The organism is Streptomyces cylindrosporus, from assembly GCF_022698165.1.
Classification (GTDB): domain Bacteria; phylum Actinomycetota; class Actinomycetes; order Streptomycetales; family Streptomycetaceae; genus Streptomyces; species Streptomyces cylindrosporus.
The window spans coordinates 155,107-173,339 of sequence record NZ_JALDAY010000006.1; the positions used below are offsets into that span (position 1 = coordinate 155,107).

The window sequence follows — 18,233 nt, forward strand, 5'->3', positions numbered from 1 at the left end:
GGGAACATCAATGGCTCGCATTGTCACGGGGATCGGCTCCTCGCACGGACCCCAGCTGAAGATGGCACCGGAGCTCTGGCACGTGCGCGGCGTCGCCGACCGCAAAAGCACCTCCCTCGCCTTCCGGGGCGGGACGTACACGTTCGCCGAACTCGCCGCACTGCGCGAGGACTTCTCGGCCGAGTGCACGTCCGAGACCCAGACGCGGCGCGCGGCCTCCTGCCAGAGCGCCCTGGACGGCCTCGGCCGGCATCTGGAGAAGGCCGACGTGGACGTGCTGGTCATCGTCTCCAGCGACCACAAGGAGGTCTACGACGACGAGCTGCTGCCCGCCTTCGCCGTCTACTGGGGCGACGAGGTGGCACATGTGCCGTTCACCGAGGCGCAGTTGGACGCCATGCCGCCCGGACTGGCGGAGGCCGCGTTCGGGGACGTGCCCGATCACCTGATCGTCCGGCCCACCGCGTCCGGCCTGGCCCGCCACCTCATCGAGCAGACCGTCACCGCCGGTTTCGACACGGCGGCCTCGAAGCGGCTGCCGGCGGGCGACTACGACAACCACGGCATCCCGCACGGCTTCGGCTTCATCTACCAGCGGATCCTGGGCGAGACCTCGACGGTGCCGTTCGTGCCGGTGTTCGTGAACACCTTCTACGAGCCCAACCCGCCCACGGCCCGCCGGTGCGTCGCCTTCGGCGAGGCGCTCGCCGCCGCCATCGCCTCCTTCCCCGAGGACCTGAAGGTCGGTCTCGTCGCCTCCGGCGGCCTGTCGCACTTCGTGGTCGACGAGGAACTCGACCAGCGGTTCCTGGCGGCGCTGCGGGAAGGGGACACCGAAGCCCTCAGGGAGTTCACCCCCGAGGAGATGCGGTCGGGCAGCTCGGAGCTGCGGAACTGGATCACCGTCGCCGCGGCCCTCAACGCCACCGGGCTGGCCGTGGACTCCGTGCGCTACGAGCCGTGCTACCGCACCGAGGCCGGAACCGGCAACGCGATGGGCTTCGTCACCTGGAGCCCCGCATGACCGCGGCAGTGGTGACGGACACCGCCGATCCGAGGGTGCTGGAGAAGCTGCGCGCGCTGGACGCCTGCGCCGTCTCCGACGCACTCGACTCGCTGGGCCTGCCCGGCGCCGTCACGGGCATCGCCCCCATGTGGGCGGCACCAGGCGTCACCGTGGGCCGGGTCCGCACGGTCAAGGCCGTGCCCGTCGGGGGCGACGGCCCGAGCACCCACATCGCCTCGCCCCTCGTGGCCGTCGCCGGAGCCGGTGACGTCGTGGTCGTCGACAACGACGGCCGTACGGACGTCTCCTGCTGGGGCGGACTGCTGGCCGAGGCCGCCACCGTCCGCGGTGTCGCGGGGGTCGTCGTGGACGGCGCCTGCCGCGACGTGCAGGAGTGCGAGCAGCTCGGGTTGCCGCTGTTCGCCCGTGCCGCGGTGCCGGTCAGCGCCCGGGGCCGGATCGTCCAGCGGGCCATGGACGTCCCCGTGTCGGTCGGCGGTGTGACCGTCGAGTCCGGGGACTGGCTGATCGCCGACCGCAACGGGCTCGCCTTCATCCCCAACGGCCGCCTCGACGACGTCCTCGCCGCCGGTCTGCGGATCGTGGAGCGCGAACGGCTGATGGGCGAGGCCGTCCGAGCCGGGCGCTCGGTCGTCGACGTGATGCACGACTCGCAGTTCACCGCCGCCCGCTTCCAGGAGCCGACCTCATGAGCGACCTCGACCTCGACGACTGGACCGGCCTCTCCACGGCCACCGTCTCCGACGCCCTCGACCGGCTCGCGCTGCCCGGCTCACTGCACGGGCTCGCGCCCCTGGGCGCCGGGCAGCGGCTGCTCGGCCGTGCCTTCACCGTGCGCTACCAGGCCGCGGGATCCCCTCCGGGCACGGTCGGCGACTACCTCGACGACGTCACACCCGGCCAGGTCGTCGTCCTCGACAACGCCAGCCGCACCGACGCCACCGTGTGGGGCGACATCCTCACCGCCGTCGCCCACCACCGCGGCGTCGCCGGAACCGTCATCGACGGCGTCTGCCGCGACACCCACCGCGCCCTCGGGCTCGGCTACCCCGTCTACAGCCGGGGCCGCTTCATGCGCACCGGCAAGGACCGGGTGGAAGTGGCCGAGGTCGGCGGGCCGGTCACCGTCGGCGGCGTGCAGGTGCGCCCCGGCGACCTGCTGATCGGCGACGAGGACGGCGTGGTCGCCGTGCCGTGGGACCGCGCCGAGGAAATTCTCGGTGTGGCCCGCGAGATCGAGGAACGCGAGGCGGGCATCCTGGCCGCCGCGCTGGAGGGGGCCACCATCGCGGAGGCCAGGTCCCGCTACGGCTACCACCTGTTGCAGCGGAGGTCGTCATGACCGTTCTCGACGCGGGCGAGCTGAAGGAACTGCTGGCCCTCGGCTCGGCCACCGCCTACGAGGCCTCCGGACTGCCGTGCGCCCTCCCGCCGGTGTTCCGGCCGGCCTGGGCGGGCGCACGGTGCGTGGGCACCGCCCTGCCCGTCGCGGCGGCACCGGGCGACAACCTGCCCCTGCACTGGGCACTGGAAGCGGCGCGGCCGGGCGACGTGCTCGTGGTCGACGCGGGCGGCAGCGAGCACGGCTACTGGGGCGAGGTCCTGGCGGTCTCCGCACTCGCCCGGGGGGTCGCCGGGCTGGTCATCGACGGCGGCGTACGCGACACCGACCGGCTGCGGGAGATCGGCTTCCCCGCCTTCTCCACCTCCGTCGCCATCCTGGGCACCGGCAAGTCCTGGCCCGGCCGCGTCGGCAGCCCCGTTCACCTGCGCGGCCACCGCGTCGCACGCGGCGACCTGGTCGTCGCCGACGCCGACGGCATCGCCGTACTGCCCGCCGCCGAGGCGCGACGGGTCCTGGACGCGTCACGCGCCCGCGCCGCCAAGGAGGACCAGTACATGGCGGAGCTCCGCGCCGGCGCCCTCACCCTCGACCTCTACGGCTTCCGCGAGCTGGGACAACCGGAGGACCAATCATGACCACGACACCCTCGACCCCCCTTGCGACGGACACCCTGGAGGACGCCTTCCGGGCCGCCGCGGGCCGCTTCGCCTCCGGTGTGACGGTCGTGGCCCTGCGCGGGCCCAGCGGCCTGTACGGCCTCACCGCGACGTCGTTCGTCTCGCTGTCGCTGCGCCCGCTGCTGGTGTCGGTGTCGGTGAACACCGGCAGTGCCCTGCTGGACGAGGTGCGCGCGGCGGGCGCGTTCTCCGTGAACGTGCTGGGTGAGGACCAGCAGGCCGTGTCGAAGTACTTCGCGACGCGCGGCCGGGGGTTCAGCCAGGACGCCTTCCCCGGCATCCCGAGCCGCACCGAGGTCACCGGCGCACCCGTGCTGGACGGCGGCCTCGCCTGGTTCGACGCGACGGTGGAGGCGATCCTCCCCGGCGGCGACCACGAGACCCTCGTCGGGAGCGTCAAGGCCGCGGGCCGCCGCGACGGCGAGCCCCTGGTCTACTGGTCGGGCGGCTACCGGCGCCTGGACCCGACGGACCCCGGCTCGCCCGACGACCGTATCGCCCCGCTGTCGGCCGCCCTGTCCGAGCAGTTGAACGCGTCCGGGCTGTCGCCCGCCGACCTCATCGACGCCCAGCTGGCGCTGGAGCCGGTGGCCGCCGAACTCGCCGCGTTCCGCCACGACCCGGAGACCCTCGCCGCGCTGCGCGAGTGCATGCGCCGCGCCCACGAGGCGGCGGGCGACCCGGCGGCGTTCACGGCCGAGGCCGTCGCCTTCCACACCGCGCTGGGCCGGGCCAGCGGCAACCCCGCCATCCGCGCGGCGCTCGACACCCTAGTCCAGGCCCGGCACCGGCACTACGCGGCCGGCACCGACGACGCCGCCACCGCCCACACCAACACCGCACACCAGGTGATCTACGACGCGATCGCCCGGGGCGACGCCGAGGCCGCCCGCGTGGCCATGACGGAGCACCTGGCCGTCGTACGCAACGGTCTGGGGCCGCGAAAGGCGTCCCTCACCGCGGCGGAGCAGGGGGTTCGCGCATGAACACGCCCGTCCGGCTGGCGGCCGTCGAGGCGCCCGGCCAGCCTGAGGTCACCCCCGTGCTGAAGTCCCTCTACCGGGGCTTCGAGCGCGAACTCCTCGTCCCGCTGTGGACCGAGATCGGCGACCTGATGCCGGCCCACCCGCGCTCCCGGGCCGTTCCGCACCTGTGGCGCTGGGACCGGCTGCGTGAACTGGCCTCCCAGGCGGGCGAGTTGGTTCCCGTCGGCCGGGGCGGCGAGCGCCGCGCCATCGCCCTCGCCAATCCCGCGCTCGGCGGCCGCCCCTTCGCCACCCCCACCCTGTGGGCGGCCATCCAGTACCTGATGCCCGGCGAGGACGCACCCGAGCACCGCCACACCCAGCACGCCTTCCGTTTCGTCGTCGAGGGCGAGGGCGTGTGGACGGTCGTGGACGGCGACCCGGTCCCCATGCGGCGCGGCGACTTCCTGCCCCAGGCGGGCTGGAACTGGCACGCCCACCACAACGCCACCGCCGAACCGATGGCCTGGATCGACGGCCTCGACATCCCGTTCCAGTACGTCACGGAGGCGCAGTTCTTCGAGTTCGGCCGCGACCGGATCAGTGACGCCGAACGGACCACTCCCGAGCGCTCGCGGTCCGAACGCCTGTGGGGCCACCCGGGGTTGCGACCCGTCTCGGCCGGTACAACGGCCCCCGGGTCGCCGCTCCTTGCGTACCGCTGGGAGCACACCGATCGGGCCCTCACCGACCAACTCGCCGTCGAGGCCGAGGGGTTCGGCTCCACCGTCGAGCCGGGCCACGCGGCCGTCCGTTTCACCGACCCGGCCACCGGCACCGACGTGCTGCCCACCATCCGGGCCGAGATGCACCGGATCGCGCGCGGCGCCGGGACCGCCCCGGTGCGCGAGACGGGGTCCTCCGTATACCAGGTCTTCGACGGCTCCGGCACGGTCACCGTGGGCGAGAAGACCTGGTCGGTCACACGGGGCGATCTGTTCGTCGTCCCGTCCTGGGAGCCGTTCTCGGCGCGTTCCGAGGCCGGGTCCACCGACTCCGACTCCGGGGCTCTGGACCTGTTCCGCTTCAGCGACGCGCCCGTCTTCGAGGCGCTCCGCCTCCACCGCAAGCACACCGAAGGAGCCGCCCGATGAAGCTCGCCACCCTCCGCACCGACGGCACGACCAGGGCCGTCCGGCTCGACGGCGACGTCCTGATCGACCTCGGGGACTCCGACCTCGGCGTCTTCCTGGCCCGGCCGGACTGGTACGAGCGCGCGCAGGCCGCCGTTCCGGGGACGACGTATCCGGTCGCCGGCGCCGACTTCGCGCCCGTGGTCCCCCGCCCCTCGAAGGTGGTGTGCGTGGGCCTCAACTACCGCAACCACATCACGGAGATGGGCCGCGACCTGCCCGAACACCCCACGCTCTTCGCGAAGTTCGGCGACAGTCTGATCGGGGCCGGTGACGACATCGTGCGGCCGGAGGAGACCGCCCAGTTCGACTGGGAGGTGGAACTGGCGGTCGTCATCGGCAAGCAGGTCCGCCGGGCCACCCCTCACATGGCCGTGGAGGCCATCGCGGGCTTCACCGCGCTCAACGACATCACCTGCCGCGACTGGCAGTTCCGCACCCGTGAGTGGCTCCAGGGCAAGGCGTGGGACTCCTCGACACCGGTCGGCCCCTATCTGGTGACGCCGGACGAACTGCCCGGCGGGGTCCGCCCGGCACTGGACGTACGGCTGGAGGTGGACGGCGAGGTCATGCAGTCCGACACGACCGGCGACCTGCTCTTCGACCCCGTCGCCCTGGTCGAGTACGTCTCCACGATCGTGCGGCTCCACCCCGGCGACATCATCGCCACCGGAACGCCCGGCGGGGTCGGCCACGCCCGCAAGCCCTCGCGCTTCCTGCTGGGCGGCGAGACCGTCGTCGCGGAGGTCGAGGGCATCGGACGGCTGCACAACCGGGTCGTCAAGGAGGACAGCGCCCCATGAGCCGATCACTCGCGGACACCAGCCTCTGGATGCGGGAGGGAACCGCACTCCTCGTCCACACCGCCGCCCTCCTGGACGAGACGGCCTACGACGCCCCCTCGGCGCTCCCCGGCTGGTCCCGCAAGCACGTGGTGGCGCACGTCGCCGCCAACGCGGACGCCCTGGCCAACCTCGTGCACTGGGCGGTCACCGGCACGCCGACCCCGATGTACGCCTCCCCCGAGGAACGCGCGGTCGGCATCGAGGAGGGCAGCCGACAGCCCGGCGCACGCCTCACGGAATGGCTCCGGCTCTCCTGCGACGCCCTGGAGAAGGCGATGGACGCGCTGGACGACGACCGGTGGACGGCGCGCGTGCTGACCGCGCAGGGCCGCACCGTACCGGCCACCGAGATCCCGTGGCTGCGCTCGCGCGAGGTGTGGGTGCACGCCGTCGACCTGGGCACCGGTGTCCGCTTCGGTGACCTGCCCGCCGACTTCCTCACCGCGCTGTGCGACGACGTCGTGGCCAGACGCGGTGCCGCCCCCGGGGCGGGGATCACCCTGGAACCGACCGACGCGCCCGCACGCTGGCACCTGCCGCCCGCGTCCGACGAGAACGGGGAAACGATCACGGTCACCGGCCCCCTCGCCGAGATCACGGCCTATCTGGCCGGCCGGGACCATTGCGTGACCACGGCCCCGGGAGCGGAGGCACCCGCACTGTCCGCCTGGTTGTGAGCGGCGGACGTCGCCGGTGCGGGGCTCAGAACGTGAGGAGGACCTTGCTGGAGACCGAGGCGTCGGCAGCGACGGCGAAGGCCTTGAGCGCCTCGTCCACGGGGAAGTCGTGGGTGATGACCGGGCCGACGGCCAGGGACCCGTCGGCGATCGCCGCGATCACCTCGTCGATCTCGTCGTTGAAGCGGAACGAGCCGACCAGCCGGAGCTCCCGGCCGATGGCGTGCGCGATCGGCACGGGCTGGTCGCCGTTCGGCAGGAGCCCCACCATGACCACCGTGCCGCCCCGGGTGGCACCCCGGATGGCGGACGCGAGACCCCGGTGGTTGCCGGAGGACTCGATCACCACGTCCGCGTCCACGGCGGCGACGGCCTCGGTGTCGCCCGCGTCGAGTGTCCGTGTCGCGCCGACCACGGCCGCGATCTCACGGGGCTTCGCGTGCAGGTCGACCGCCACGATCTCCGCGGCGCTGGCGCGGGCCGCCACCGCGACGGCCAGGGCACCGATGGGGCCGCTCCCGACGACCAGGACGCGCTTGCCGGCGACATCGCCCGCCCGCGAGACGGCGTGCCAGGCGACCGCGGCCGGCTCGGCCAGGGCCGCGGCACGCAGGTCGATCCGCTCGGGCAGTGCGCGCAGCATCGCCGCGGGAAGCACGATCTCGCGGGCGAAGGCTCCCTCGGTGTGCGGGAAACGCGCGGCCGAGCCGAGGTAGCGCACTCCCGGAGAGAGGTTGGGCCGGTCCGGGGGGAACCGGACGTCGGTGTGTTCGTGCCGCGCCGGATGGACCGTGACCCGGGTTCCGGCGGCCGGGCCGGTTCCGTCGGAGGCGGCCTGCAGGACGGTTCCGGACACCTCGTGCCCGAGGACCATCGGCGCCCGCAGGACGGATTCCCCGACGGCGCCGTGCCGCCAGTAGTGCAGGTCGGAGCCGCAGATACCGCCGTGGGCGACGCTCAAGACGGCCTCGTGCGGCTCGGGCGGACGCAAGGCGACGCGTTCGATCCGGACGTCGTCGGCGCCGTGGGCGACGACCGCGAGGGTGGTGCGGGGAGTCATGGACGTTTCCCTTCTCGGACGACGGCACTCATACGACGACCGTCATGCCGCCGTCGACGAAGACGACCTGGCCGTTGACGTAGTCGGAGGCGCTGGAGGCGAGCCACACGGTCGGGCCGACCACATCGGCCACCGTGCCCCAGCGCCGCGCGGGCGCACGGCCGAGAATCCATGAGTTGAACTCGTCGTCGTCCACCAGGTTCTGTGTCATCTCGGTGTGGATGTATCCGGGCGCGATTCCGTTGATCTGCAGCCCTTCGGCGGCCCATTCCGCGGTCATGACCCGGGTGAGGTTGCGCAGGGCGCCCTTGGCCGCCGTGTAGGGGCCGATGGTCGGGCGGGCCAGGTCGGTCTGCACCGAGCAGATGTTGATGATCTTCCCGGCGTGCCTGGGCAGCATCCGGCCGGCGACCTGCCGACCCACGACGAAGGCACCGGTGAGGTTGGTGTCGAGCACGCGCCGCCAGTTGTCGAGGCTCACCTCGACGAGCGGTTCGCGGTGCTGGACGCCCGCGTTGTTCACCAGGATGTCGATGGCGCCCACTTCGGACTCGATCGACGCGACGGCCCGCGCGACGGCGTCCTCGTCGACGATGTCGAAGGCCCGGGCCGCGACGCGGTCGTCGCCGAACCGGTCGGCGAGCGTCGCGCGGGTCGCTTCGAGACGGACGGGATCCACGCCGTTGAGGACGATGGTGGCTCCGGCGTCGGCGAGACCCGTGGCGATACCGAGTCCGATGCCGCGGCTCGATCCGGTGACGAGGGCGACCTTTCCGGTGAGGTCGAAGGCGGAGGTCATGTGCGTGGTTGTCTTCCTTGATGTCAGTAGAAGATGTCAGTAGAACTCGACGGTGTTCACCCGGTTGACCGGGCGGTGTCCGTCGAGGAGCCGGGTGGCGTTGGCGGCGAAGAGCTCGGCAATGAGCCGGTCCTCGGCGGCGTCGAGCGCTGCGGTGTGCGGGCTCACCAGCACCTGCTCGTGGTCCCAGAGCGGGCTGTCGGCGGGCAGCGGTTCGGTCTCGAAGACATCCAGCGCGGCGAAGCCGACACGGCCGGAGTCGAGCGCGTCGAGCAGGGCGGCCTCGTCGACGACGCTCCCGCGGCCGACGTTGACCAGGCAGGCGCCGGGCCGCAGGGCGTCGAGGAACCGTTTGCCCACGAGGTGCTCGGTCGCCGCGGTACCGGGAAGCGTGTTCACGACGGCGTCCACGGTGGGCGCCACCTCGACGACGCGGTCGGGGTGCACCACGGTGGAGACGCCGGGGACGGTGACGTCCCTTCTGCTCGTGCCGACGACCGTCGCGCCGAGCGCGTCGAGTTTCGCGGCGACGGCCCGGCCGATCCCGCCGAGGCCGAGCACGAGCACGGTCTGCGCGCTCACCTGCCCCATCGTCCAGCGGCCGCCCCACTCGTGCCGCCGCTGCCGGCGCCTGAGCAGGGGCAGGTTCTTGGCCCCGGCGAGTACGCCGAACACGGCGAACTCGGCGAGCGGCTGTCCGTGCACCCCGGCCGAGGTGGTGAACAGGACCCGGTCGAGTTCGTCCACGCTCAGCCCGGCGGCCTGGACCTGGCTGCCGCCGCCCGCGGCCATGGTGTGCACCCAGCGCAGGCGGGGATTGGCCCGGACGGTGCGCGCCAGGGCCGCCGGGTCCACGTCGGGGATGCCGTACAGGGCGTCGGCCGAGTCGATCAGGGCCTCGTAGGCGCGCTGCTGCCCGGGGGTGCGCCGCCAGGCGGGATCACCCGCGAAGTCGGCGGGCCAGCGCATCGGAGGCAGGAGGGAGTGGTCGACGACGAGATCGACCCGCGGCTCCAGCTCCCGGATGCGCGCGCAGTTCTCCTCGGCGAGCCGGGCCGCGACGGCGACCCGGAGACGGCCCGCCACCTGGTCCGGGGCGTTCACCGGGCCGCCTTGGTCCGCAGCGCCTCGACCTCGGCGTCCAGAGCCGCTTCACGGGCGACGATCTCCTCGACCGCCTTGAGCGCCTCGTCGGCGCGGTGCGGCGGTATGACGATGACACCGTCCCCGTCGGCGGCGACGATGTCGCCGGGGTTCACGACCACGCCGCCGATGGCGACGGGCTCACCGATCGTGCCGGGCCCGTTCTTGAACGGGCCGGCGGGCGTGAGACCGCGGGCGAAGACCGGGACGCCGAGCTTTTCGATGATCGCGGCGTCCCGTACATATCCGTCGACGATCGCCCCGACGGCACCGAACGCGTCGAAGCGCTGGGCGAGGTTGTCGCCGATGACGGCGCGGCCCTCGTAGCCGAAGGCGTTGATGACGAGGATGTCACCCGGGCGAATGTGCTCCAGGGCCGCGATCACGGCCTTGTTGTCGCCCGCGACGGTGAGCACCGGGAGGGCGGTGCCGACGGCCCTCGCCCCGTTCCAGATGGGCGCGATACCGCCGTCGACGATGTTCAACCGGTCGAGGGCGTCACCGAGGTTGGCCACGGAGTGGGTGCGGAACTGATCGAGCACCTGACCGTCGACGCGGTCCCATGAGCTGGTCACACGTACGTTGTCCTGGGGCATCGCAGGCTCCTTGAAGTGGTGTCGGCGGGGCGGGGGGCAGAGGGCGAACGGGCAGGCCTCGCCTGTCCGACGGTCACACGCGGGAGCGGTGCGGCACCGAGTGCTCGGACCGCGCCGCGTCAGGTCTCCACGAGAGGCGGCCGGCAGCGGAGTCCGGCCCGGGCTCCGCTCCGAGGGCACTCGCCTCCGGCGAGACGCCGGCCCTGAGGCCGCCACGGGATGTGCCGCGAGCCGCCCGGTCGGGTCCTGGCCGTGTGGTTTCGGCCGCCGAAGCGGTTCCCGCAGTGGGTGCCATGGGTACATCCCATCCCGCCCCGAGGCAGAAAATGCGAAAGCTTTCGCTTTTTACGGAAGTCATTCTGCATCCATCCGCAGGCCAGGACAAGGGGCGGAGCACTCGGCCCCCCTCCAGCACGCCCCCCTCGCCAGCAGTCCCCGCATCGGCACCCGCCGAGCGGACCGCCACCTCCAAGGATGGACAGCCGGGCCCGAGGGTCCGGCCTCGGCGCGAGGAGGCAAGGGCCACCTGGCGGAATCGAGCGCCGCACAGCCGGGCCGGCATCCCGAACGGTGTCCGCCAGGCGCCCGCCGGACACCGGAACCGTCCGCAGCCCACCAGGAGCAGCCGGACCACCCAAGACGGAAGCGCGATGGAATCGCAAGGTTAACGTGGGGGCAACACCGACCCTTGACCGCCCAGGAATGCGAACCTATTCTCATTCGAAATTCAAGTCGCAACTTGGCTCCGACCCTGGTCTTCGGCCGGCTCGGGGCACGGTGACACCGTGCAGTGCAGGAACACGATGAGCCGACACCCCGACGGCCGCGCCCGAACCACCACAAGACCGGGACGAACGGTTTCCTGAACGGCACCGACGTCACACCACTCCCCCCGAGGCGCCACCACCGCTCTCCGCCGAAATGACCCACAAGGTACTGGTGCGCCTCGACACAGCAGCGGCTGCCGGTAGCGACCACGTTCAACACAGGTTTTCTCAGGACGCCGTCCCCGGAGTCCGCGACCCGAAAGTGAACGCGTATGACAACGTCAGATCGGCTCCACACCACATCAGACCGCCCCGAGGGCGCGTCGGAACAGTTCGGCGCGACTGCGGTCGACGTCGTCTCCGCGGACGCGAAGGTGGTGCGCAAGGCCACCGTCGCGGGTGCGATCGGCTCGTTCGTCGAGTGGTACGACTACGGTATCTACGGCCTGCTCGTCACCTATCTCGCGATCAACATCATGGGCGGGGCCGAGGCCGGCGGCCTCTTCCTCACCAACGTCGGGTTCCTGATCAGCTTCCTGGCCCGCCCGTTCGGCAGTGTCATCTGCGGCTACCTCGGGGACCGCATCGGCCGCAAGTCCCTGCTGGCCACCCTCCTGGTCCTGATCTCCGCGGCGACCGCGGCCATCGGTCTCATCCCCTCCCACGCGGCCATCGGAGTCGGCGCGCCCGTCCTGCTGGTCCTGCTGCGGGTACTGCAGGGCTTCTCGGCCGGCGGTGAGGTGGCCGGTGCCATGTCCTTCGTCGGCGAGTACGCGCCGGACGCGCGCCGCAACTACATGATGAGCTTCATCGCCGTCGGCTCGTTCGTCGCCCTGATGTTCGGCAGCGCCTTCTCCGCCGTCCTCATCACCGCGCTCGGCGACGACGCGATGACATCCTGGGCCTGGCGGGTACCGTTCCTGCTGGCCGTCCCGCTCGGCTACGTCGGCTTCTACATCCGGCGCCGGCTGGAGGAGACCCCGCACTTCGTGGCCCTGCGCGAGCAGAGGACGGTCGCCCGCAACCCGCTGCGCGAGGCCCTGACCTCCCCGCGCCACCTGAAGGCGATCGCGCTCACGATCTTCCTGCCCTCGCTCAACGGACCCGGCTACTACCTGCTCTTCGTCTACATGCCGACCTACCTGAAGACCTCGCTCGGCGCGCACAACTTCTCGATGCTGCGGGCGCTCACCGTCACGGCGTTCAGCCTGGTCGCCATCGCCGTCTCCATCCCGCTGATGGCCCGGCTGTCGGACCGGATCGGCCGCAAACCCGTGCTCGCGGGCTCCGCCATCGCCATGGCGGCCGTGTCGTACCCGATGTTCCGTCTCATCACCACGGGCGAGTTCGGGCTCGCCTGTATCGGCACCGTCGTCCTGGCGGTCGCCTTCTCCGGGCACGCCGCCGTCGTCCACACCGCACTCGCCGAGATGTTCCCGACCAGCGTCCGCTACTCCGCCTACAGCATCGGTTTCAGCATCTCGACCATCATCTTCGGCGGCAGCGCCCCGCTGGTGATGACCGACCTGATCGAGTCGACGGGCTCCAATCTGATCCCGGCCTTCGCGTCCATCCTGACCGCGTTGATCACTCTGGTCAGCATCGCCTTCCTGCGCGAGACCAAGGGCCGCCCCCTCGCCACCAGCTGAGACACCCGAAACACCCCGGGAGACACCATGGGAACCAACTCCGTAGCCGTCGTCGCCGACCTCGGCGAGAGCTTCGGCAACTACACCATCGGCGACGACGCCGCCCTGCTCGGGCTCGTCACCTCGTCGAACATCGCCTGCGGCTTCCACGCCGGTGACCCGCGCATCATGGACCAGACGGTCCGCGACTGCGTGGAGCGCGGTATCGAGCTCGGCGCGCACCCCGGCTACCCCGACCTCGTCGGCTTCGGCCGCCGGCTCATCGAGGCCACCGAGGAGGAGATCCGCACCGATGTCCTCTACCAGCTCGGCGCGCTCGACGCCTTCGCACGGGTGCACGGCGGCACCATCAGCCACGTGGCGCCGCACGGCCGGATGGGCTCGATCGCGCAGACCGACGCCAAGCACGCCAGGGCCATCACCGACGCGGTCGCCGCGTACAACCGCGACTACATCGTCATCTGCCAGCGCGGACTGCTCGCCGAGGAGTCGCGCAAGCGCGGCCTGGAGGTCGGTTACGTCTTCCTGGCCGACCGGGGCTACGGCGACGACGGCATGCCCGTGCCGCGCTCGCACGAGGGCGGTCTGATCCACGACCCCGAGCTGATCGGCGAGCGCTCCGCACAGGTCGTGCGGGAGGGAACCGTCCGCTCGGTCGACGGCAACGTCGTGCCGCTCGGTCACGACGCTGACGTACTCCTGCTGCACGGCGACCACCCGTCCGTCCTCGCGAACGGAACCGCGCTGCGCGCCGCGCTCGCGGCGGCGGACATCAAGGTGGCCGGGTTGCGGGACGTCCTGGCGGAGAAGGCGAAGGAGGCCGCGCTTGCCCGCTGAGGGCCGGACGCGGGATCAGGCGATGACCACGGCACAGTACGGCGCCGTCGCCGTCGAGCCCTTCGGGGACTCGGCGGTGATGGTGACCATCCCCCACGCCGACCAGGCGATCCGCAGGGCCGCGATCGTCGCCTTCCGCGACCGGTTCCTGGCGCACCGCCCGCCCGGCGTGCTCGACGTCGTCTCCGGTCTCGAGTCCCTGCTCGTCGAGTTCGACCCGCTGCGGACCGCGCTCCAGCACGTGGAGTACGCGGTCCGGTTGGTCGCGCGGTGGGCGCCCTCGGACGGGCCGTCCCCCGGACGGACGGTGCGCGCGTTCACCGTCCCTGTCGTCTTCGACGGCGAGTACGGCCCCGACCTCGCCTCCGTGGCCGAGGAGTTGGGGTTGACCCCCGCCGAAGTCATCGAGGCCATCGGGGAGTCCACCTTCACGATCGCGCTCCTGGGCGCGGCGATGGCCCCGATGATGGACGGGCTCAAGGTGCCCCGGCCGGTGCGCCGGCGTGCCGAGCCGCGGACGGACGTCGTACCCGGGTCCGTCATGATCGCCGGCACCAACGCGATCATCCAGCCGTTCCCCGGCCCGACCGGCTGGCGGGTCGTCGGGCGCACCCCGCACACCATCGTCGACATCTCCCGCCCGGACCCCGTCTCGTTCGGGCCCGGCGATGTCGTACGGTTCACGCCCGTCACCCGTGACGAGGCGGCGGCGCTGGACGCCGGCTTCCTGCTACCGACGGAGGAGGCCGTATGACGACCGTCGGACTCGACATCACGAGCAGCGGATGGGTCACCACCTTCCAGGACCTCGGCCGCCGGGACACGGAGCGGCGCGGTGTGCCCACCGGCGGCGCGGCCGACCAGCACTCGGCGAGCGTCGCGAACCTTCTCGTGGGCAATCCCCGGGAAGCGACTCTCATCGAGAGCCTCGGCGGCGAACTGGCCCTGGTGCCCGGCGCGCCCGTCCTGCTGGCCGTGACCGGCGCACCGGCTCAGGTCACCGTGGGCGGCGCGCCCGCCGACAGCTGGTCGCCGCTGGTGGTGCCGGCGGGTCAGGAGATCCGGGTCCGCGGGGACATGGACCGCGGGACCCGGACGTATCTGGCCGTGAACGGCACGCTCACCGCGCGGACCCTGCTGGGGAGCGCCGCCCCGGACGCCAGGATGGGGTTCGGGCAGGTCATCGCCCGGGGCGAACGGCTGCTGGTGGAAACGGAGTTCCGGGGCTTCGGCCGCCGGCTGTTCGAGCCGCAGTTGTTCAGGCTGCCCGTCCCCGTCCCGCGCTTCGACCACGGGCCCTGGGTCGTCGACGTCGTCGCGAGCCACGGCATCCACACGATCGCCGGCATCCGCCAACTGATCGAGGACTCGACGTACGTCGTCACCCCGCGCTCCAACCATGTGGGGCTCCGGCTCGACGGCCCGGTGCTGCACCCGGACGACGACACCGAGATCGTGTCGCACGGTGTCCCCGTCGGCGCGCTCCAGATCCCGCACGCGGACGAGCTGATCGTGCTCGGCCGCTACCGGAGTCTGACGGCGGGCTATCCGATCGTCGGCGTCACCTCGCGGGCCGCGCTGCCGCTGCTCGGGCAGGCCGGTCCGGGACGGGAGCTGCGGTTCCGCTGGATCGACCGCGAGACCTCGCTACGGCGGTTCGCGCGCCGCGAGGCCGAGGTGCGCGCGCTGGGACACGCGGCCGCCGAGGCGTTCGGGGCCCTGGGGTTCGGGGCGCCCTTGTCCCGTATCAATTGCGAAGCTATTCTCATTTGAGATTCGAATTTCAGATCTGCTCGGATTCACTCAGATCTGTCATGGAGGAGGAACGGTGACCACGTCGCCCGGCAGGACCGCGCTCATCACGGGAGCGGGCAGCGGGATGGGGCTGGAGACCGCCCGGCTGCTCGCCCGGGACGGCGCGACCGTCGTACTGGTCGGCCGCAGGCAGGAGGCGCTCGACGCCGTCGCGGCCACGATCCGCGCCGAGGGCGGCACCGCCCTCGCCCTCGCGGCCGATGTCACCCGTACCGACGACGTGACCCGCGTCCTCGACCGGGTGCACGCCGAACTCGGCCCTGTCGACGTCCTGGTGAACAACGCGGGCAGCGCCTCCTCGGTACTCAACCCGCAGTGGCTGCCGCACGAGGAGTGGCGCGAGGTCCTCGACGTCAACCTCACGGCCGTCTTCCAGCTCACCCAGGCCGTACTGCCCGACATGCTCGGCCGGGGCACCGGGACGATCGTCACGGTCTCCTCGCTCGCCGCCGTCAACCCCAACCTGCTGGGCGGGGCCGCCTACGGCGCGGCGAAGGCCGGGGTCCGCAACTTCATGACCTTCCTGCACAACACCTTCCGCAACCAGGGCCTGCGCGCGATCACCGTGCTGCCCGGCGAGGCGGACACCCCCATCCTCGACAACCGCGCCCGACCCCCGGCCCCCGAGGAGCGGGCGAACATGGTGCAGCCCGAGGACGTCGCCGAGGCCATCCGCCTCGCCGTCACCCTGCCCCAACGGGTCGTCCTCCAGGAGATCGTCGTCGCCCCCACCCGGCAACGCGACACCTCCGGCGACCTGGAGATCAGCCGCTGGGCGGGCGCACCCGCGGACGCCGTACTGCGGGGCTGACCGCCCCCACCAGGCAGCGGATCCGACCATTCCGCCGTCAGCAGGCCCGACCATTCCGTCATCAGGAGGAGCGCATGCCGCCCACCGTCACCGCCACGCAGCCGCCCCGGTTCGCCACCGCCCACGCCGTCGCCCGGATCGCGGCCGCCTCACGCCGGACGCAGCAGCCGCAGTCCCGGGGCGACCTCGTCTCCCTCGCCATGGGCGAACCCGACTTCGACACCCCGGCCCCGGTGACCGAGGCGGCCCACGCCGCACTGCGCGCCGGCCGCACCCACTACTCGCCCCTGCTCGGCGAGGCGGCCCTGCGCGAGGCACTCGCCGAGAAGCTGACCGGCATCGCCGGAACACCGGCCGACGCCGCGGACATCCTGATCACCCAGGGCGGTACCGCGGGCCTGGCCGCCTCGATCCTCGCCGTCGTCAACCCCGGTGACAGGGTGGTCGTCCCCGACCCCACCTACTCCCTCTACGCCGACCTGGTCAGCATGGCCGGCGGTGTCGTCGTGCCTGTACCGCTCGCGCCCGACCTGCACTGGGACCTCGACCGGCTCGCCGACGCGCTCACCGGCGCCCGGCTGTTCGTCTTCTGCAACCCCGTGAACCCGACCGGCATCGTGCACAGCCGCGAGGAACTCACCACGCTCGCCGCCCTGTTGGACGGCACCGACACGATCGTCATCTCCGACGAGGCGTACTCCGACCTCGACTACACCGGCCGTCCGTTCACCTCGGCGATCTCCCTCGACGGCCTGCGCGAGCGTACGGTCTACTGCCAGACCTTCTCGAAGAGTTACGCGATGACCGGCTGGCGCGTCGGCTACCTCTGGGGGCCCCCGGCCCTCATCCAGGCGTCCGCGCGCATCCACAACACCTTCAACGGTTCCCTGAACACCGCCGTCCAGGACGCCGCGCTCGCCGCTGTGCGGCACTGCGCCGAGGACGTCGCACGCATGCGCGCCGCATACCAGGAGCGCGGCGAGCTCATGCGGAAGGAACTGGCCGCGATCCCGGGTCTCACGCTCAGCGAGCCGGAGGGCGCGTTCTACCAATTCCCGCGCTACGACATCGGCCTGTCCTCCGTGGAGGTCGTCGCGGCACTGCGCACGCACGGCGTCGCGGTCCGCCCCGGAAGCGAGTTCGGAGCCAGGGGCGAAGGACACCTCCGGCTGTCGTACGCTGCCAGCCCGCAGTCCATCACCGAGGGTGTCCGCCGACTGGCCGACGGCCTGGCGGCGCTGCGGTGAAGGCCGTCTCGCAGGCAACGGGGAGCCGACCCATGCGCAGTGACACCGAACGCAACCGCAGGCAGCTCATCAAGGCCGCCGCGCTGCTGTTCGAGAACTCGCCGACACCGGTGAGCCTGGCCGAGATCGCCAAGCACGCCGAGGTGTCCACCGCGACGGCCTACCGCCACTTCTCCTCCGTCGAGGAGATCCTGCACGCCTTCCGGGCCCAGGTCGGCTCCGAACTGCGGGACTTCAGCGCCCGCCAGACCACCCGGGGCATGGCACGGCTGGAGGCCGTCTCGCGGTACTGGGTGTCCCTCGTCCTGGAACACGGCGGCGCGATGGCCCAGATGCGCTCGCACCGCGGCTACCTCGAACGCCTACGCGAGGGCACCGGCTACCTCGCGCCCCAGGCCGAGGCGCTGGCCGAGCCGCTCCGCCAGAGCACCGAGGACCTCGGTCTCGGCGACCTGGGAGACGAGGCACTGTACCTGTGGAACGCCCTGTTCGACCCGCGCGACATCCTCGACCTCATCAAGAGCGGACGCACCGAGGACGAGGCCGCCGCCGGCCTGGTGGCCGCCCTGCGCGGGGCCCTGATCGGCTGGTCCACGGCACGGCGGCGGCAGGAGGGCTGACCGGGGCCGCGTCCCGTTCGGCCCTCGAAGGTCAGGAAGCCGGGGAGCCGGACACACCTCCGCACCCGCCCACCGCTGGCCGATCCCCGTGCGTCGGCGCCGACTTGGTCAAGGGCGGCTGCACCACTAGGGGGTGCTGTGCGGGACTTTCGCACAGCAC

Annotated in this window: 19 protein-coding genes; 15 read left to right on the forward strand and 4 right to left on the reverse strand. The window is 72.1% G+C overall.

The features are described from left to right. Positions 1–10: 10 nt before the first annotated feature. Genes MQP27_RS20465 through MQP27_RS20500 form a run of 8 tightly spaced genes read left to right on the forward strand, consistent with a single transcriptional unit; the run spans position 11 to position 6,729 of the window. Positions 11–1,024 (forward strand): DODA-type extradiol aromatic ring-opening family dioxygenase, encoded by a 1,014-nt coding sequence (locus MQP27_RS20465; RefSeq protein WP_242766735.1) that lies wholly within the window; start codon positions 11–13, stop codon positions 1,022–1,024. Further along, positions 1,021–1,719, forward strand: coding sequence for an RraA family protein (locus tag MQP27_RS20470; protein WP_242766736.1), 699 nt, complete (start codon positions 1,021–1,023; stop codon positions 1,717–1,719). Before MQP27_RS20465 ends, MQP27_RS20470 begins: the two co-directional genes overlap by 4 nt. Further along, positions 1,716–2,369, forward strand: a complete 654-nt coding sequence (locus MQP27_RS20475) for an RraA family protein (RefSeq protein WP_242766737.1) — start codon at positions 1,716–1,718, stop codon at positions 2,367–2,369. The genes MQP27_RS20470 and MQP27_RS20475 overlap by 4 nt, the downstream gene beginning before the upstream one ends. Continuing rightward, entirely contained in the window at positions 2,366–3,007 is a 642-nt protein-coding gene (locus tag MQP27_RS20480) for a 4-carboxy-4-hydroxy-2-oxoadipate aldolase/oxaloacetate decarboxylase (RefSeq protein WP_242766738.1), read from the forward strand. Before MQP27_RS20475 ends, MQP27_RS20480 begins: the two co-directional genes overlap by 4 nt. Continuing rightward, positions 3,004–4,035, forward strand: a complete 1,032-nt coding sequence (locus MQP27_RS20485) for a flavin reductase (RefSeq protein ID WP_242766739.1) — start codon at positions 3,004–3,006, stop codon at positions 4,033–4,035. Before MQP27_RS20480 ends, MQP27_RS20485 begins: the two co-directional genes overlap by 4 nt. Then, complete coding sequence (locus tag MQP27_RS20490; RefSeq protein WP_242766740.1) at positions 4,032–5,168, forward strand: cupin domain-containing protein; 1,137 nt, start codon at positions 4,032–4,034, stop codon at positions 5,166–5,168. Before MQP27_RS20485 ends, MQP27_RS20490 begins: the two co-directional genes overlap by 4 nt. Continuing rightward, on the forward strand, positions 5,165–6,010 hold the full coding sequence (locus MQP27_RS20495) for a fumarylacetoacetate hydrolase family protein (protein WP_242766741.1): 846 nt from the start codon (positions 5,165–5,167) through the stop codon (positions 6,008–6,010). Before MQP27_RS20490 ends, MQP27_RS20495 begins: the two co-directional genes overlap by 4 nt. Beyond that, positions 6,007–6,729: a maleylpyruvate isomerase family mycothiol-dependent enzyme gene (locus tag MQP27_RS20500; protein WP_242766742.1), complete on the forward strand. Its 723-nt coding sequence runs from the start codon at positions 6,007–6,009 to the stop codon at positions 6,727–6,729. The genes MQP27_RS20495 and MQP27_RS20500 overlap by 4 nt, the downstream gene beginning before the upstream one ends. A gap of 25 nt (positions 6,730–6,754) precedes the next feature. Here the strand turns inward: MQP27_RS20500 and MQP27_RS20505 are convergent, their stop codons facing one another. The 4 genes from MQP27_RS20505 to MQP27_RS20520 are packed head-to-tail and all read right to left on the reverse strand — an operon-like array spanning position 6,755 to position 10,327. Further along, a complete protein-coding gene (locus tag MQP27_RS20505; RefSeq protein WP_242766743.1) occupies positions 6,755–7,789 on the reverse strand; it encodes a zinc-binding dehydrogenase in 1,035 nt (344 codons plus the stop codon). Positions 7,790–7,817: 28 nt separating this feature from the next. Continuing rightward, a complete protein-coding gene (locus MQP27_RS20510) occupies positions 7,818–8,588 on the reverse strand; it encodes an SDR family oxidoreductase (protein ID WP_242766744.1) in 771 nt (256 codons plus the stop codon). A gap of 36 nt (positions 8,589–8,624) precedes the next feature. After that, positions 8,625–9,692, reverse strand: a complete 1,068-nt coding sequence (locus MQP27_RS20515; RefSeq protein ID WP_242766745.1) for a D-2-hydroxyacid dehydrogenase — start codon at positions 9,690–9,692, stop codon at positions 8,625–8,627. Further along, positions 9,689–10,327, reverse strand: a complete 639-nt coding sequence (locus MQP27_RS20520; RefSeq protein WP_242766746.1) for an RraA family protein — start codon at positions 10,325–10,327, stop codon at positions 9,689–9,691. Before MQP27_RS20520 ends, MQP27_RS20515 begins: the two co-directional genes overlap by 4 nt. 1,039 nt (positions 10,328–11,366) lie before the next feature. Between MQP27_RS20520 and MQP27_RS20525 the strand changes: the two genes are divergently transcribed. The 7 genes from MQP27_RS20525 (at position 11,367) to MQP27_RS20555 (ending at position 18,073) form a co-directional block, all read left to right on the forward strand. Further along, a complete protein-coding gene (locus MQP27_RS20525) occupies positions 11,367–12,743 on the forward strand; it encodes an MFS transporter (protein WP_242766747.1) in 1,377 nt (458 codons plus the stop codon). Positions 12,744–12,770: 27 nt separating this feature from the next. Further along, positions 12,771–13,580, forward strand: a complete 810-nt coding sequence (locus MQP27_RS20530; RefSeq protein ID WP_242766748.1) for a 5-oxoprolinase subunit PxpA — start codon at positions 12,771–12,773, stop codon at positions 13,578–13,580. 22 nt (positions 13,581–13,602) lie between these two features. After that, positions 13,603–14,334 (forward strand): 5-oxoprolinase subunit B family protein, encoded by a 732-nt coding sequence (locus MQP27_RS20535; RefSeq protein WP_242766749.1) that lies wholly within the window; start codon positions 13,603–13,605, stop codon positions 14,332–14,334. Beyond that, a complete protein-coding gene (locus MQP27_RS20540; RefSeq protein WP_242766750.1) occupies positions 14,331–15,353 on the forward strand; it encodes a 5-oxoprolinase subunit C family protein in 1,023 nt (340 codons plus the stop codon). Before MQP27_RS20535 ends, MQP27_RS20540 begins: the two co-directional genes overlap by 4 nt. A 55-nt stretch (positions 15,354–15,408) precedes the next feature. After that, positions 15,409–16,206, forward strand: a complete 798-nt coding sequence (locus MQP27_RS20545; RefSeq protein WP_242766751.1) for an SDR family oxidoreductase — start codon at positions 15,409–15,411, stop codon at positions 16,204–16,206. Between the two features lie 74 nt (positions 16,207–16,280). After that, complete coding sequence (locus tag MQP27_RS20550; protein ID WP_242766752.1) at positions 16,281–17,453, forward strand: pyridoxal phosphate-dependent aminotransferase; 1,173 nt, start codon at positions 16,281–16,283, stop codon at positions 17,451–17,453. A 32-nt stretch (positions 17,454–17,485) separates the two neighbouring features. Then, a complete protein-coding gene (locus MQP27_RS20555) occupies positions 17,486–18,073 on the forward strand; it encodes a TetR/AcrR family transcriptional regulator (RefSeq protein WP_242766753.1) in 588 nt (195 codons plus the stop codon). The last annotated feature ends 160 nt before the right edge of the window (positions 18,074–18,233 follow it).

Coding starts and splice junctions, on each gene's coding strand:
- MQP27_RS20500 (WP_242766742.1), top strand. CDS start 6,007: ATGAGCCGATCACTCGCGGACACCAGCCTCTGGATGCGGGAGGGAACC.
- MQP27_RS20495 (WP_242766741.1), top strand. CDS start 5,165: ATGAAGCTCGCCACCCTCCGCACCGACGGCACGACCAGGGCCGTCCGG.
- MQP27_RS20475 (WP_242766737.1), top strand. CDS start 1,716: ATGAGCGACCTCGACCTCGACGACTGGACCGGCCTCTCCACGGCCACC.
- MQP27_RS20520 (WP_242766746.1), bottom strand. CDS start 10,327: ATGCCCCAGGACAACGTACGTGTGACCAGCTCATGGGACCGCGTCGAC.
- MQP27_RS20535 (WP_242766749.1), top strand. CDS start 13,603: ATGACCACGGCACAGTACGGCGCCGTCGCCGTCGAGCCCTTCGGGGAC.
- MQP27_RS20550 (WP_242766752.1), top strand. CDS start 16,281: ATGCCGCCCACCGTCACCGCCACGCAGCCGCCCCGGTTCGCCACCGCC.
- MQP27_RS20490 (WP_242766740.1), top strand. CDS start 4,032: ATGAACACGCCCGTCCGGCTGGCGGCCGTCGAGGCGCCCGGCCAGCCT.
- MQP27_RS20465 (WP_242766735.1), top strand. CDS start 11: ATGGCTCGCATTGTCACGGGGATCGGCTCCTCGCACGGACCCCAGCTG.
- MQP27_RS20480 (WP_242766738.1), top strand. CDS start 2,366: ATGACCGTTCTCGACGCGGGCGAGCTGAAGGAACTGCTGGCCCTCGGC.
- MQP27_RS20505 (WP_242766743.1), bottom strand. CDS start 7,789: ATGACTCCCCGCACCACCCTCGCGGTCGTCGCCCACGGCGCCGACGAC.
- MQP27_RS20530 (WP_242766748.1), top strand. CDS start 12,771: ATGGGAACCAACTCCGTAGCCGTCGTCGCCGACCTCGGCGAGAGCTTC.
- MQP27_RS20485 (WP_242766739.1), top strand. CDS start 3,004: ATGACCACGACACCCTCGACCCCCCTTGCGACGGACACCCTGGAGGAC.
- MQP27_RS20540 (WP_242766750.1), top strand. CDS start 14,331: ATGACGACCGTCGGACTCGACATCACGAGCAGCGGATGGGTCACCACC.
- MQP27_RS20510 (WP_242766744.1), bottom strand. CDS start 8,588: ATGACCTCCGCCTTCGACCTCACCGGAAAGGTCGCCCTCGTCACCGGA.
- MQP27_RS20470 (WP_242766736.1), top strand. CDS start 1,021: ATGACCGCGGCAGTGGTGACGGACACCGCCGATCCGAGGGTGCTGGAG.
- MQP27_RS20525 (WP_242766747.1), top strand. CDS start 11,367: ATGACAACGTCAGATCGGCTCCACACCACATCAGACCGCCCCGAGGGC.
- MQP27_RS20555 (WP_242766753.1), top strand. CDS start 17,486: ATGCGCAGTGACACCGAACGCAACCGCAGGCAGCTCATCAAGGCCGCC.